The organism is Kitasatospora sp. NPDC058478 (assembly GCF_042720345.1).
Classification (GTDB): domain Bacteria; phylum Actinomycetota; class Actinomycetes; order Streptomycetales; family Streptomycetaceae; genus Kitasatospora.
Window position 1 is genome coordinate 50600 of sequence record NZ_JBHXML010000032.1, and the last position, 13290, is coordinate 63889.

12 protein-coding genes are annotated in these 13290 nt (G+C 72.9%); 4 read left to right on the top strand and 8 right to left on the bottom strand.

All coding sequences use genetic code 11. The annotated features are described in order from the left end of the window. The first annotated feature begins 55 nt into the window (after positions 1 to 55). The gene (locus ACFWPT_RS19335; protein WP_380483007.1) at positions 56 to 616 is read left to right on the top strand and encodes a hypothetical protein; all 561 of its coding nucleotides are present in this window, start codon (positions 56 to 58) and stop codon (positions 614 to 616) included. A gap of 225 nt (positions 617 to 841) precedes the next feature. Further along, a complete protein-coding gene (locus tag ACFWPT_RS19340; protein WP_380483009.1) occupies positions 842 to 1909 on the top strand; it encodes a hypothetical protein in 1068 nt (355 codons plus the stop codon). A 124-nt stretch (positions 1910 to 2033) separates the two neighbouring features. On the opposite strand, the gene ACFWPT_RS19345 is transcribed toward ACFWPT_RS19340, so the two are convergent. Genes ACFWPT_RS19345 through ACFWPT_RS19375 form a run of 7 tightly spaced genes read right to left on the bottom strand, consistent with a single transcriptional unit; the run spans position 2034 to position 10292 of the window. Continuing rightward, a complete protein-coding gene (locus ACFWPT_RS19345) occupies positions 2034 to 4286 on the bottom strand; it encodes an MMPL family transporter (RefSeq protein WP_380483011.1) in 2253 nt (750 codons plus the stop codon). Next, positions 4258 to 5481: a beta-ketoacyl-[acyl-carrier-protein] synthase family protein gene (locus ACFWPT_RS19350; protein WP_380369311.1), complete on the bottom strand. Its 1224-nt coding sequence runs from the start codon at positions 5479 to 5481 to the stop codon at positions 4258 to 4260. Before ACFWPT_RS19350 ends, ACFWPT_RS19345 begins: the two co-directional genes overlap by 29 nt. Continuing rightward, positions 5478 to 5750 (bottom strand): acyl carrier protein, encoded by a 273-nt coding sequence (locus ACFWPT_RS19355; RefSeq protein WP_079136475.1) that lies wholly within the window; start codon positions 5748 to 5750, stop codon positions 5478 to 5480. Before ACFWPT_RS19355 ends, ACFWPT_RS19350 begins: the two co-directional genes overlap by 4 nt. Before the next feature lie 36 nt (positions 5751 to 5786). Further along, positions 5787 to 6782 (bottom strand): NAD-dependent epimerase/dehydratase family protein, encoded by a 996-nt coding sequence (locus ACFWPT_RS19360; protein WP_380483014.1) that lies wholly within the window; start codon positions 6780 to 6782, stop codon positions 5787 to 5789. Then, entirely contained in the window at positions 6779 to 8452 is a 1674-nt protein-coding gene (locus ACFWPT_RS19365) for an AMP-binding protein (RefSeq protein ID WP_380483016.1), read from the bottom strand. Before ACFWPT_RS19365 ends, ACFWPT_RS19360 begins: the two co-directional genes overlap by 4 nt. Beyond that, the gene (locus tag ACFWPT_RS19370; protein WP_380483018.1) at positions 8449 to 9444 is read right to left on the bottom strand and encodes a 3-oxoacyl-ACP synthase III family protein; all 996 of its coding nucleotides are present in this window, start codon (positions 9442 to 9444) and stop codon (positions 8449 to 8451) included. Before ACFWPT_RS19370 ends, ACFWPT_RS19365 begins: the two co-directional genes overlap by 4 nt. A 23-nt stretch (positions 9445 to 9467) precedes the next feature. Continuing rightward, on the bottom strand, positions 9468 to 10292 hold the full coding sequence (locus ACFWPT_RS19375; protein WP_380483020.1) for an alpha/beta fold hydrolase: 825 nt from the start codon (positions 10290 to 10292) through the stop codon (positions 9468 to 9470). 378 nt (positions 10293 to 10670) lie between these two features. On the opposite strand from ACFWPT_RS19375, the gene ACFWPT_RS19380 reads away from it, so the two are divergent. Together ACFWPT_RS19380 and ACFWPT_RS19385 are read left to right on the top strand one after the other, a co-directional pair. Then, complete coding sequence (locus ACFWPT_RS19380) at positions 10671 to 11345, top strand: hypothetical protein (RefSeq protein ID WP_380483022.1); 675 nt, start codon at positions 10671 to 10673, stop codon at positions 11343 to 11345. 37 nt (positions 11346 to 11382) lie between these two features. After that, entirely contained in the window at positions 11383 to 12072 is a 690-nt protein-coding gene (locus ACFWPT_RS19385) for a hypothetical protein (RefSeq protein ID WP_380369331.1), read from the top strand. Between the two features lie 108 nt (positions 12073 to 12180). Here the strand turns inward: ACFWPT_RS19385 and ACFWPT_RS19390 are convergent, their stop codons facing one another. Next, complete coding sequence (locus tag ACFWPT_RS19390; protein ID WP_380483024.1) at positions 12181 to 13197, bottom strand: DUF4190 domain-containing protein; 1017 nt, start codon at positions 13195 to 13197, stop codon at positions 12181 to 12183. Between the last annotated feature and the right edge of the window lie 93 nt (positions 13198 to 13290).

Consider the following 13290-nt stretch of genomic DNA (forward strand, 5'->3'; position numbering starts at 1 on the left):
CGACGATCCTTGGCCCCAAGGCACAGCGCCGATGGACAGAGAGTAAGGACGACTGATGAGACGTTTGATGGTGGCGGCCCTCGTGGGCGGGTTGCTGTCGGTGGCGATCCCCGGCGTGGCCGGAACCGCACAGGCGACGGAGGTCCTGGACAACCTGACCTGCACAGGGCCGGCGACGTTGACGTTCAAGAACCCGGTGACCGACGCGGCGGCATCGAACTCGTACACGCTCGAAGGCAGTCTCGACGACTGTTACAGCGCCGCCGGAACCAACTCGAACGTCGGCCATGGCACGATCTCCTCGGTCGCCACCGGGACGTTCTCCTGCGAGTCCTACCATCCCTTCTCCGGAACGGCGACCTTCACCTGGTACGACGTCAACAACAGGGTCCTCGGCCGCACCACCGTCTCCTTCAAGGGCGGGGAGAAGGGCAACTCGGGTGGCAGCGAGGTGACCAACGACGAGACCGGCATCTCGGACGTGACCAGCACCCTCCTGCCCCTCAACAGCTACCAGGGCAGCTTCGACCTGTCCGGCATCACCGGCTCCTGCGACACCGGAGTGACGGCCCTGACCGGGAAGCACGAGGTGGACTTCAGCCTCGCCTCGCTCTGAGCGCACAGCACGCGCTCCCGCGCCCCCGGGCACCGTCCGACGCCCGGGGGCTCGCCATTCCAGTGGCCACTGCTCGGAAGGGCACCGTTGCCGCGTCGACTCCGGCACGGTGACGGACCGGATGCCGTCAAGCGCGTTGACCGAGCTGCGACATGACTACGTGTCATGGTACGAACCGTTGGGCTGGAGCCCGCTTCACCGCTACGTGCCGATGGAGGTGCAGACATGGTCGATGGAATCCGCGAAGAGGACGAGTCCGGCGGGCCGGGGGCAGCACCGGTGGCACGCCGAAGCCTCCTCCGGGCCGCAGGACTGGGTGCCGCCGTGGTGGGCCTGGGCGCAGCCGTGCCTGCGGGAGCCGCAGCCGAGGACCGGTCCGCGACCCCCGCAGGCACCACCCGCCGGCCGGATGTGCTGAACAGCGTGAACCTGTACTGCTCGGCGGACGCGGGCACCTACATGGGCGGCGGGACGGCCACCGTGCAGGTCACGGTCGGCAACTTCAGCAGCGCCGCGGCCACCGGACCGGTGTCGCTGAAGGTCATCACCCCGTTCCACGCCAACGTCGCGTCGCTGCCCTCCGTCAGCGGCGCCACCTCCCGCTGGCTGTACCAGAACAGCGCGCCCGACGTGCCCTCCGTCATCCAGGTCTCGTTCAACGGCTTCCCCGCGAACGCGGCCGTGACCGTGCCCGTCACCTTCACCCTGCTGCCCGCCGCCCCCAACATCCCCCCGATCGGCCGGGCGATCTTCACCACCGACGCGAACAACACCACCGACATGGACAGCGATCTGACCCGCAACGTGTGGGAGTTCGGCTTCGTCCGCTCCAGCCTGGCCACCCCGCCCCCCGGCAACGCCAACCTCTACTTCACCTCCCCCCAGCTGCCCCTGATCGCCGGAGGCGCGTCGGCCGAGATCCCGTTCCACTTCTTCAACGGCGCCGGCACCCTGTTCGACGGCACCCAGAGCCCCGCGAACTTCACCTTCTCCACCCCCTTCTACACCCAGGTCCCCACCGCCGGCCGCCCGCCCGGCCTCACCGCGCTCTACGAGAACAACGACCCCGCCATCCCCTCCGTCTACCGGCTCTCCGTCCCCCCGGGACTCGGCTCCCTCGGCCCGCAGACCCCCGCCACCATCGGCATCCCCTTCCTGATGCAGAGCGGCGGCCCGAGGGAGTACACCGTCTCCTCCGCCATGATCACCCCCACCGGCGGCGACACCCAGGGCGACCTCACCATCGCCCACCACCACTTCGGCATGGTCTCCGTCATCAACACCGCCGTGTAGCCCGGTCGGATCACCGGCCTTGCTCCCGGTGTCCTGCGCCGGACCTCCGGCGCAGGACACCAGTACTCCGAGCCCGCTCCGCACGCCTCCGAGCGCCGGGCCCTCTCGGAACCCGCTCGCGCGCTCACTCCACCGCTTCCAGGCCCGGCAACGGCGCCGGACGGGGCCCGCTGGGCGCCGCCTGCCGCCGCAAGCGCGGTGCCCACCAGTTGAGTTCACCGAGCAGGCGCATGGTGGCGGGGACCAGCAGCATGCGCACCACGGTGGCATCGACGGCGACGGCCACCAGGACACCGAGGGCGATCTCCTTCACGGTGACGACGGGGCTGGTCGCGAAGGCCGCGGCGACCAGCACGATCAGGGCCGCTGCGGCCGAGATCAGCCCGCCGGTGCGCCCGAGGCCGGTCACCACGGCGCTCGCGTTGTCCATGCCGCCGCGGTGGAGCTCGCGGATCTGCGCGATCAGGAAGAGTTCGTAGTCGACGGAGAGCGCGAAGACGAACATCAGCATGATGGCGGCCTCCAACGCGCCGACGTACCCGGTGGGTTGGAGGCCCAGCAGCCGGGCGCCATGGCCGTCCTGGACGGTCCAGGTGACGGCCGCGAAGGCGATGCCGAGGGACATCGTCGTGGTGATGACCGCCTTGAGCGGGACCAGCAGCGACCGGAAGGCCAGGAAGAGCAGGCCGAGCGTGACCACCAGCAGGTACCCGACCAGTGCCGGGAGCCTGGCCTTCAGGGTGTCCAGGACGTCGACGTTGGCCGCGGCCGGTCCGCCGACCAGGACGCGGCCGCCGTCGGGCGGGTCGAGCGCCCGCACGGCGCGCACCAGTTGCCCGGCGGCGGGAGCGTCCGGAGCCGCGTCGGTGGTGACGGTCAGTATGGCGCTGTGCGCGGTGCTGACGCGCAGCCGGACGTCCTGGGCGTTCGGCAGTCCGGCGAGCCGCTGCTGCCAGCGGGCCAGTGCGGCCTTGCCCGGCTGGCCGCCGATGTCGTCCCGCAGGTGGGCGACGACCTGGAGTTGGTCGAGCGCGGCCGCCGGGAAGTCCTCGTGCAGCAGTTCCTGGGCTCTGCGGCTGGCCGCCCCGGCGGGCAGGGTCCGCTGATCGCTCGCGGCCAGGTGCAGGCCGACGACCGGGGCGCTCAGCACCGCGATCATCGCGACGGCGGCGGTGAGCCAGGCCCACGGATGGGTGACGGCGCTCCGGCCGAGCCGGTACCAGAACCCCGTCTCCTCGCCCTCCGCCCAGGCACGTCCGAGACCGGCCCGTCCGAAGCCCGGCAGCCGGACGCACCCGGCCTCGACGCCCGGGCCGAGCACGGCCAGTACGGCGGGCAGCATGGTGAGGCTGACGGCGCCGGCCAGCGCGACGGTGACGGCGGCGCCGATGCCGAGGGAGCGGGTGATGGGGAACGGAAGCAGGGTCAGGCCCAGGACGGCGAGCGAGATGGCCGTCGCGGAGTAGAGCACGGTGTGCCCGGCGGTGGCCATGGTGGCGGCCACGGCCCGGTGCGGGTCGCCCCGGTGGCGCAGCTCGCGCCGGAAGCGGACGACGACGAACAGGGCGTAGTCGACGGACAGCCCGAGAGCGATCATGACGACGACGTTGCGGGTGACGTAGCTGACCGGCACCAGTGGGGCGAGCACGCGCAGCACCGCGAAGGACAGCGTGAGGCTCGCGCCGGCCACGGCCAGCGGCAGCAGGGCCGCGGCGAGGCTGCCGAAGAAGAGCAGCAGCAGCAGGAACAGCAGGGGGAAGACGTAGAGTTCGGCCCGGGTGAGGTCGTCGTCGACGGTGCGGTCCAGGTCGGCCTGGAGCGGGACCTGCCCGGCGTAGGCGACGGTGAGTCCGTCGGCGTGCAGCAGCCGGCGCAGCCGCTCGTAGGAGGCGGTCTTGGCCTGGTCGCCGGTGCCGGCCAGTCCGACGACCACGCAGGCCGCGTGCCCGTCGGTGGAGAGGAGTTCCCGCTTGCCGGTGTTCCAGTAGTGCTGGGCACCCGTCAGCACGGATCTGGGCACCTCGGCGAGCGCGGAGCGCACGGCTTCGCCGAACTCCAGGTCGTCCACGGTGAGGGTCTCGCTGCGGAAGACCACGATCGTGCTGGTCCCGCCCGCGTTGTAGTGGTGCTCGATGGCTTCGAGCGCCCGGCTGGACTCGGCCCCTTGGTTGGTGAAGCCGCCGTGGGACAGCCGCGCGGGCAGCCCGGCCCCGACGACCGCGGCGACGGCCAGCAGCAGGGCGGTGGTCCACAGCACCGCCCAGCGGTGGCGGGCGACGAGTGCGCCGAGCCGGGCCCCGGTGCCGTCGGGCGGCGCCGGGGTGGCTCGGACCGTACCCGCCCGGGGGTCAGTCCCGGCGCAGGGCGAGGACGACATTGTGGCCTCCGAAGCCGAAGGAGTGGCTGAGCGCCGCGTCGATGCGCTGCCGGCGCGCCGTCCCGGTGACGCAGTCGATGTCGAACTCGGCGATGTCGGGGGTGAGGTTTGCGATCGGCGGCACCAGCCCGCGTTCGATGGTCAGCACGGTGAGCGCCGCCTCGATCGCGCCGGCCGCGCCGAGGCTGTGGCCGAGCACGCCCTTGGGGGCGGTGACGCTGGGCTGGTGCGGCAGGGCGCGAGCGATCAGGCCGGCCTCGGCGGCGTCGTTGAGTGGGGTGGAGGTGCCGTGGGCGTTGACGTGGCCGATGTCGCCGGCGCCCAGGCCCGCGCTGCGCAGCGCCGTGCGCAGCGCCTGTTCCGCACCGGCGGCGCCCTGGGGCGGCGCGGTCGGGTGGTGGGCGTCGTTGCTGGCGCCGTGTCCGGCGAGCACGGCGCGCGCCCGGGCGCCGCGCGCCCTCGCGTCCGCGGCGCGCTCCAGGACGAGCACGGCGGCGCCCTCGGCCAGGACGAAGCCGTCCCGGTCGGCGGCGAACGGCCGGGAGGCGCCCGGTACGTCGTGCCCGCGTGCCGACAGGGTGCCCATCCGGTGGAACCCGGTCGCCACCAGCGGGCTGAGGGCGGCTTCGGCGCCACCGGCCAGGACGATGTCGCAGGACCCCGCGACCAGCAGGTCGTGGGCGATGGCCAGCGCCGTGGCACCGGAGGCGCAGGCGGTGGCGCAGGCGAGCGTGGGGCCGCGCGCGCCGAACTCCTGGGCCACCTCGCCGACGGCCATGTTGCCGATGACCATCGGGATCACCGTCGGCGAGACGTGGGCCGGCCCGCGCTGGTGGAGTCGGCGCAGTTGGTCCTCCCAGTGCGGCGCGCCGCCGAAGCCCACCCCGAGCACGACGGCGACCCGGGCGCCGTCCCACCCGCCGGTGTCCAGTCCCGCGTTCTGGACGGCCTCCCGGGCCGCGAGCAGCGCGAGCTTGCTGAACCGTCCGATCCGCCAGGCCTTCTTGCGCCCGACCGCCGTGTCCAGGTCCATGGCGGGGATGCGGCAGGAGAACGCCACCGGGGCGGCGTCGAGGTCCGGGTCCGGTGACGCGGTGGGTGTGCCGGCGCAGACCCGCTGCCAGGTCTCCTCAGCGCCGAACCCGGCCGGGGTGACCAGCCCCAGGCCGGTGACGGCGATCTCGGGGCGGTTCACGCGACCGGTTCGGTCGCGTCGCCGAGTCGGGCCTGGACGATCCGGGCGACGTCGATGAGCGTGCTCTGCCGGTCGGCGTCCTCCTGGCTGATCAGGATGCCGAACTCGTCCTGGAGCACGAAGGCGAACTCGGCCAGCGCGAGCGAGTCGACGTCCATCTCCTCGAACGTGGCGTCGGGGCTGATGGCGTCGGCGGATACGCCGAACCGCTCGACGAGCAGGGTCTGGGCGGTGTCGCAGACGTCGTCCACGGAGAGCGTCGTGTCCATAGCGGTGGTTCCTTTCCGGAGTGTGAGGGGGCGGGCTCAGCCGCCGGTGGTGCGGTGGTGACGGGTCAGCTCGGCCATGGCCTGGTCGAACGTGGTGGGCGGCTCGAAGCCGAGGTCGCGCCGGGCCGACGTGAGGTCGAACCAGTGCGGCCGGGTGAGCTGGTGGAGCAGGAACCGGCTGAGGCCGTGGTCGGTGTGGCGGCGGAGCACCGTCGTGGTGGCGTCGGCCAGTACGGCGGCGGCCAGGGCGACGGGGTAGGGCACCGGGCGCCAGCTCGCGCGGCGTCCGGCTGCGGCGAGGAGCCTGGCCACCACCTCGCGCAGGGGTCGCGGTTCGCCCTGGGCGATGAAGTAGGCCTGCCCGGCCGCCGGGTGGCCCGGTCGCAGCCGGTCCAGCGCGAGCAGGTGGGCGTGGGCCGCGGTGGAGAGGTGGCAGGTGTCGACGAGGTTGGTGCCGCGGCCCGGCATCAGCAGTCGCCCGGTTTCGGTCGCCCGCAGCAGGGCGGGCAGGAAGTGCGGGTCGCCGGGCCCCCAGATCAGGTGGGGCCGCAGCACCGTGGTGGCCAGGTCCGGGCCGTTGGCGGCGAGGACGGCCGCCTCGGCCTCGGCCTTGGTACGGGGGTAGGCGGCCGAGTGGTGCCGGGGCCCGGGCAGGGACTCGTCCGCTCCCGTGACGCCCTCGGGGGTGAAGGCCACGCTCGCGGTGGAGGTATAGACCAGTTGGCGGATGCCGAGGGCGCGGCAGGCGGTCAGCACGTGCCGGGTGCCGTCCACGTTGACCGCGCGGTACGGCCGCTCGGGGCCCCGGACGCCGGCCAGGGCCGCGTTGTGGATCACCGCCTCGCACCCGGCGAGGGCCCGCCGGACGGTACGCGGGTCGGCGATGTCGCCCAGGTGCTGGCGGACCCCGAGCCGCTCCAGCTCCGGGCTCCGGCGGCGGTTCAGCGAGACCACCTCGTCGCCGCGCCCGGTGAGGCGGCGGCACAGCTCCAGGCCGAGGAAGCCGCTGCCCCCGGTGACCAGGACCCTCATCGCCCGCCTCCCAGCACGCCGCCCGGGCGTCGTCGGCTCAGCCGGCGGCGGGCCCAGCGGGCGAGGCGGTCGCGGTCGACGCGCGAGTTGTGCCTCGGGTCGGTGGGCAGCCGGCGGTGGAGCAGGACGGCGGCGATCCGGTGGCCGCCCGGCACCGCCGACAGGGCGTGCCGAAGCCCCTGGAGGACGGCCGTCGCCGAGTTGGCCGCCGAGGGCGCCAACTCCACGCAGAGCACCGGTCGTTGACGGCCGGCCGGCCCGAGTCCGATCAGCGCGGTGCGGCCGATACCGGGCACCGCGTCGGCGATCCGCTCGACCACGGCGGTGTCGAGTGCGAACCCGGCTCCGTGCACCCGGTGCGCGGAGCGCCCGAGGAACCACAGCCGGCCGCTCTCGTCGAGCCAGCCGAGATCGCCGGTGCGGTGCAGCACGTCCTCGCCGGTGCCGACCTTGGCGGCCGCGTTCGCTCCCGGGCGAGCGTGGTAGGCCCGACTGACCTGCGGGCCGCCGACCGTGATCTCTCCGTAACTCCCTTGTGGAACCGGCCTGTTGTATGACACGGGGCCGACCGGCACCAGGATGTGGGCCGCGATGCCGGGCACCGGGCGGCCCAGGCAGACCCCGCGGTGGGCGTGCCGCGGTTCCGCGTGCGCGGCGGCCAGTTCGGTGCTGTCGATCACGCTGACCGGCAGGCACTCGGTGGCGCCGTACGCGCTGAGCAGCGTCGCCTCCTCCGGCAGCGCCCGGCGCAGCGCACGCACCAGCCGTTCGGACGGCGGGGCGCCGAAGGAACAGGCCAGCCGCACCGGGGCGAGCGACAGTCGGCCGTGCTCGCACTCCCCGGCCAGGGCCCGCAGCACCGCCGGGGAGGCGCACACCACCGAGGTGAAGTGTTCGGTGACGGCCCGCGCCAGGTCGGCGCCCCGGGTGCGGGCCGGTCTGAGGTGGTTCACGGCCGGGACGACGGTGGTGGCGCCCGTGGCGGGCCCGAACAGGGCGAAGGGCAGGAACCCGGCGAGCAGTACCTCCCCCGGGCCCAGCCCCAGCAGCCCGGCGAGGGAGCGGACCTGGGCGGCCAGCTGCCGGTGCTCGTACTCCACGCCCTTGGGCGCTCCGGTGGAGCCGGAGGTGAAGGCGATCAGCGCGAGCGAGGCCGCGGGCGGCGGGCTCGGCCACGGCGGCTCCGGCTGGTCGGGCTCCGGCCTGGGCGCGCGCGGTCGACGGCCCGTGAGCAGCGAGACGGTGACGTGCGGGCGGGCCCAGCCGAGCAGCAGCCGGGCCAGCTGGGCGAGCGGGTCGCCGATGAACACCTCGGGCCGCGTCTCGTCCAGACAGGCCCGCAGCGCCGGACGGGGCAGCGCCGGGTCGATCAGCACCGGCACCGCACCGAGGGCGAGCAGCCCGTACACGGTGGTCACCAGGTCGTACGGGTCGCGGGCCATCACCACGGCCTTCTGCCCGGCGCCGACGCCCGCCTCGCGCAGTTCGCGGATGCGCGCCCGGCAGGCGGCCTCCAGCGTCGCGAAGTCGACGGTGTGCCAACGACCGCGCGGAGCGGGCCAGACGAGCGCGGTGCGGTCCGGCTGCAGGCCGGCCCAGCCGGCCAGGTGGGCGGCGAGCGTCTCCGGCCAGGCGTCCTGCTCCTTGGTCGCCCCGGGGACCGCGCTCACCACCGCAGGGCCATGACGCCGAGGCTGGTACCGCTGGCCAGGCCGAGGATCCCCACCAGATCGCCCTCGTGCAGCCGGCCCTGCTCCTGCGCGAGTGCCAGCTGCAGCGGGATGGTGGCGGTGGCGACGTTGCCGTAGTCGGGAAAGGTGGAGATCACGGCCTCGGCGGGGATGCCGGCAGATGAGCAGAGGTCGCGGGCCATGGCCACCGAGGGCTGGTGGACGCAGAACAGCGCGCAGTCGGCCACGGAATCGATCAGCTCGCCCGCGGCCTTGAAGGCCTGTTCCCGCAGCTCCGCGAAGGAGGCCGTCAACGCGGCGTCGTCGACGTCCAACTCGTGCATCCGGCCGGTGGCGTACGGGCTGCGCAGTACCGCACTCGGCCACGCGGCCGGGTTGGCGAAGAACCGGCTGCCGAGGATGCCGGGCCGTTCGCTCGCCTCCACCAGCACGGCCGCCCCCATGTCGCCCAGCGTGAGACTGGCCAGTGCCGATGCGAGCCGACCGCGGTCCGGAACGCGCCAGCGGGTGATCCGGCTGGGCGTCTCCCCGGTGACCACCAGCACCCGCCGGTAGGAACCGAGCCTGATCAGCGCGTCCACGCTCTCCAACGCGCTGAGCACGCCGTTGCAGGCGTTCATCAGATCGAAGACCGGTGCCGTGACACCGAGTTTGGCGGCCACCACGTTCGCGGTCGCCGGCTCGTCGAGGTCCTTGGTGATCCCGGTGTAGACGAGCAGGTCGATCGCCTCGGGCGGGAGGCCGGCGTCGCGCAGGACGGCGGCACCCGCCCGGGCCGCCAGGTCCGAGGGCAGCTCCCCCGGCGCGGCCACGCACCGCTCGCGCAGCCCGAACATGTGCTCCAGCAGTCCCGCCGGCAGCGCGGCCCCTGGGCTCTGCCGGCGCAGTTCCTCCTCGATCTCGCGGGAACTCTGACGGGCCTCGGGGACATGGACCCGCACGAGACTGATCCTGCTGTGGGGCGAGGGCATGGGTACCTCTCCGTGATGGTTCGTCATCGCGTGGACAGGAAGCGCCGAAGCGGCCCGGTCAGGGACTCGCCGGCGTCCTCCAGGACGAAGTGGCCCGCGTCGGCGAAGGCGTGCACCTCGGCGTGCGGGAGCCTGCGCCGCCACTCCCGCAGGACGAGCGGGGTGAACACCGGGTCGCGCAGGCCCCAGCCGATGAACACCGGCAGCCCGGCGAGGTCGGCGCTGTCGCCGCCGGGATCGACCAGGGACCAGGCGGGGTCCTCGCCAGCGCGCGGAATCTGCCGCAGGAAGTCCCGCACCGCGCGGCGCTGCCACGCGCTGCGGTACGGCCGCAGGTAGGCGGAGCGGACTTCGGCGGGCAGCGGCCGGACCACCCCGACCCGCAGCGCCGCCCGGGGGAAGACGTTCAGCAGGTGCGCCGCCTCGCCGAGCGGCCGGACGTCGCGCAGCAGGGCCAGCGATCGCGGCAGTCGGTAGCCCTCGGGCCAGCGGAAACCCACGCTGTTCAGCACGACCAGCTTCGTGACCAACCCGGGGTGCCGCCTCGCCCAGGCCAGGCCGATCGGCCCTCCCCAGTCGTGTACCGCCAGGGTCCAGCCCGCCGACGGCGCCCGACGCTGCTCGATCAGGTGGGCCGCCAGCGCGTCGAGGTGCTCCAGCCGCTCCGCGAGCGGGATCGGACCGGCACCGGTCCTGCGCTGGGAGAGCCCCATGCCCAACTGGTCCGGCACGATGCAGCGGAAGTCCCCGGCCAGCGCGGCGATCAGACGCCGCCACAGATATCCCCACGTCGGGTTTCCGTGCAGCATGAGCACGACGTCGCCGGATCCGTGGTCGACGTAGTGCAATCCGGATTCCTCCTCGCGCCACCAGTGCTCCCTACCCGGAAAGCCGGGCAGGAGGGGTCGACTGGGCAGCATGGGGTTCTCCCCTTGTCCGTCGGGCGGCCCGACGGGCCAGCGCTGAAAAGGTCTGCCGCAGAACGTAACCCGACGCCGAGGGAAGACCTGGCAAGCACGCGCCGGTATCCCCCGACTGCCCGATAGTAAAGATTGTTCACGATCTTCAGTAGCAAAAAGACAACGCTGGAGGAGTTCGACCGTGCGCTGCGACAGTCGGATCAATATCGCACCGTAAAGGCGAATCCAGCCCCGCTCGGATCGCACGGAGCCCCACTGGTGGTGATTCTGACATCAGCAGTTCGTACCTAAACAAAGGAGAGCATTATGGGAGCTCGACCCACCGTCCCAGGCACACCGTCCGGGCCGCACACCAGAAAACTCTCGGTCCGGCGGTGGCGTCTCGCGACCGTCCCGCTCGCCCTGGTCGCCACAGCCGCCGGTGCCGGCCTGCTCTTCCAGCAGGCCACCCCCACCCCGGCCGCCGCCAGCGAGTCCACCGGCCACCGCGACACGCTCCTGACCAAGCTCACCTGCTCCGGGCAGGCCGTCGGCAGCAGCAGCGCGCCGATCACGAACACCCCCGCAACCGTGTCCCTCTCCTGGGTCGGCACGTTCGACGAGTGTTTCGCCGAGAACGGCGGGCCCACGAACGTCCTGTCGGCGACGTTGACCTTCGCCGGCACCGGCACGCTCTCGTGTTCCTCCCCCAGTACGTTCAGCGGCACCGAGACCATCACCTGGTACAGCGGACTGAACCAGACCGGCAGCGTCGTCGGAACCTCCACCGTGACCACCAACGGCGCACAGGACGTCGAAGGCGACCCCGCGCGCGGGGACATCCTCAACTCGAGCGACGGCACGGTGTCCCTCGGCAGCAAGGTCCTGCCGCTCGCCGGCGTCCTCGCCACCTTCGAGCCCACCAGCGACATCAGCCACTGCTCCAACGGCCTGAGCAGCCTCACCGCGAAGCACGACGCCCAGTTCTCCAGCCTCCTCTGACCCCCTCAGCCGCCCGACTTCACAGAACAGGAACACCATGCCTTCGCACTCCTGGGACTCCGACCCCGTGCCGACGCGGGAAGCAGCGCCGTCCAGGCCCCGCCGGTGGCGCCTGGCCGCCGTCCCGCTCGCCCTGGCCGCCGTGGCCGCCACCTCGGCCGTGCTCCTCCAGCAGCCCGCCCCCGCCTCGGCCGCCGACACCCCGGCCGTGACCGACGGGGCCAACGGGGTCGCCGAAACCCGGGCCAACCCCCTGCTCCGGCTCATGTGCTCCGCGGAGGGTACGGTCAACAGCACCCAGCCGATCACGGACACCCCCGCTGCGGTCGACCTGTCCATGAACAACGGCGCCATCGACAGGTGCCTGACGAAGAACGGCGGCCCCGCCCTGTCCGCCGGATCGGTCTCCGTCACCGGGTCGGCGACCCTCGCCTGCAAGCAGATCGGCCAGCTCACCGGCACCATCGTCGTCGACTGGGTCGACGCGAACGGCAACCCGGCCGGCACCTCCACCATCAACACCTCGGGCATGCAACGCGTCGAGGGCGACCCCTCGAAGAACCAGATCGCCAACAGCCTCAACGGCACGGTCTCCCTCGACAGCACCGTCCTGCCCGGCGCCACCGTCACCGGCACCCTCTACCCGGGGGCCGACATCACGGACTGCGACAGCGGGACCATCAGCAGCCTCCCGGGAAGTCGAATGGTCATGCGCTTCAACCTCTGAGGCTCCCTCGACACTTGGCCGGGGCGCGGCACGTGCCGCGCCCCGGCCTCGGACGATCCGGGTCCGAGACCTCGCCCCACCCTGATCTCCGGCGGGAGCGGCCCCGGGTCAGCTCGGGGAGCCGGACCAGATGACGTCCTTGCGCAGCCGCCCGAGACCGTAGTCGAACTGGGCGGAGAACCGGTCGGCCGCGCTGCCCGGCAGGGCGTACGCCGTCAGACCGGTGGCCTCCTCGCCCGGGGCCAGCGAGCCCTTGAGGATCTTCATCCGTCCGCTTCCGTCGATCAGTGTGAAGACGAGGTTGCCCTTGGCGTCCCTGATGGTGGGCAGCCCCGACCCGTCGAGCGAGGCCTCCTCCGACCCGGTGTTGACGACGGTGATCCGCACCTGGATGACCTTGGCGTTCTTGGGAGTCCCCGACACGCTGTCGCTCGGAACGTACGGCGTCGGCGCGGCCATCGTGACCTTCAGCCCGTCCCCGTACGTGTAGGACTGACCGAACGACAGACGCCGGGCCCGCTCGTCCGCGGCCGCCATCTCCTGCTCGGCCTCGACCCTCTTCCGCTCGGCCTCGATCCGCTCCCGCTCCTTCGCCACCCGCTCGTTGGCGGCCCGGGTCGCGGCATCGGCGCGGGCGCGAGCGGCGTTCTCGTCCGCCCACCGCTCCTCGTTGGCCGCCTGCACCCGCGTCACGACGAACACCCCGGCGCCGACCGAGACCAGCAGACCGGAAATGCCCAGGATCACGCCCGCGAGCGCCATCGCCCGGTTGGTCGCCAGGCCCTTGCGGACGTAGCCCAGCCCGATGGCGCCGAAGACCACGGCGAGCAGGGCCGGCAGCCAGGACAGCCAGAAGAAGATGACGGCCAGGCTGAGGACGCCACCGACGATCCCGAGCACCATGGCCGCGGTGCCCAGGCCGTTGCGGGGCTGCGGCGCCGGCATCGGGTACGCGTACGGCGGCCAGTACGGGACGTTCGGAGCCGCGGCAGGGGGTGCGGCAGCGGTGGCGGCGGGCGCCGTGGCCTCGCCCTGACCCTGACCCGGGCTCGGCGCCGCCCATGCGTTGGTGTCGGCCGGCTCCTCGGCGGACCGCGGGCTGTCGGGCGGGGCAGGAACGGTCATGCAAAATCCTTCAGGCACTTGAGATGATGAGCGGCTGTTCAGCCTCGACGCCAAAGGATCTCCTGATCCCCCGACGACAGCGACCCGATTTCC

Coding starts and splice junctions, on each gene's coding strand:
- ACFWPT_RS19335 (WP_380483007.1), top strand. CDS start 56: ATGAGACGTTTGATGGTGGCGGCCCTCGTGGGCGGGTTGCTGTCGGTG.
- ACFWPT_RS19340 (WP_380483009.1), top strand. CDS start 842: ATGGTCGATGGAATCCGCGAAGAGGACGAGTCCGGCGGGCCGGGGGCA.
- ACFWPT_RS19345 (WP_380483011.1), bottom strand. CDS start 4,286: ATGTCGTCCTCGCCCTGCGCCGGGACTGACCCCCGGGCGGGTACGGTC.
- ACFWPT_RS19355 (WP_079136475.1), bottom strand. CDS start 5,750: ATGGACACGACGCTCTCCGTGGACGACGTCTGCGACACCGCCCAGACC.
- ACFWPT_RS19360 (WP_380483014.1), bottom strand. CDS start 6,782: ATGAGGGTCCTGGTCACCGGGGGCAGCGGCTTCCTCGGCCTGGAGCTG.
- ACFWPT_RS19370 (WP_380483018.1), bottom strand. CDS start 9,444: ATGCCCTCGCCCCACAGCAGGATCAGTCTCGTGCGGGTCCATGTCCCC.
- ACFWPT_RS19380 (WP_380483022.1), top strand. CDS start 10,671: ATGGGAGCTCGACCCACCGTCCCAGGCACACCGTCCGGGCCGCACACC.
- ACFWPT_RS19385 (WP_380369331.1), top strand. CDS start 11,383: ATGCCTTCGCACTCCTGGGACTCCGACCCCGTGCCGACGCGGGAAGCA.
- ACFWPT_RS19390 (WP_380483024.1), bottom strand. CDS start 13,197: ATGACCGTTCCTGCCCCGCCCGACAGCCCGCGGTCCGCCGAGGAGCCG.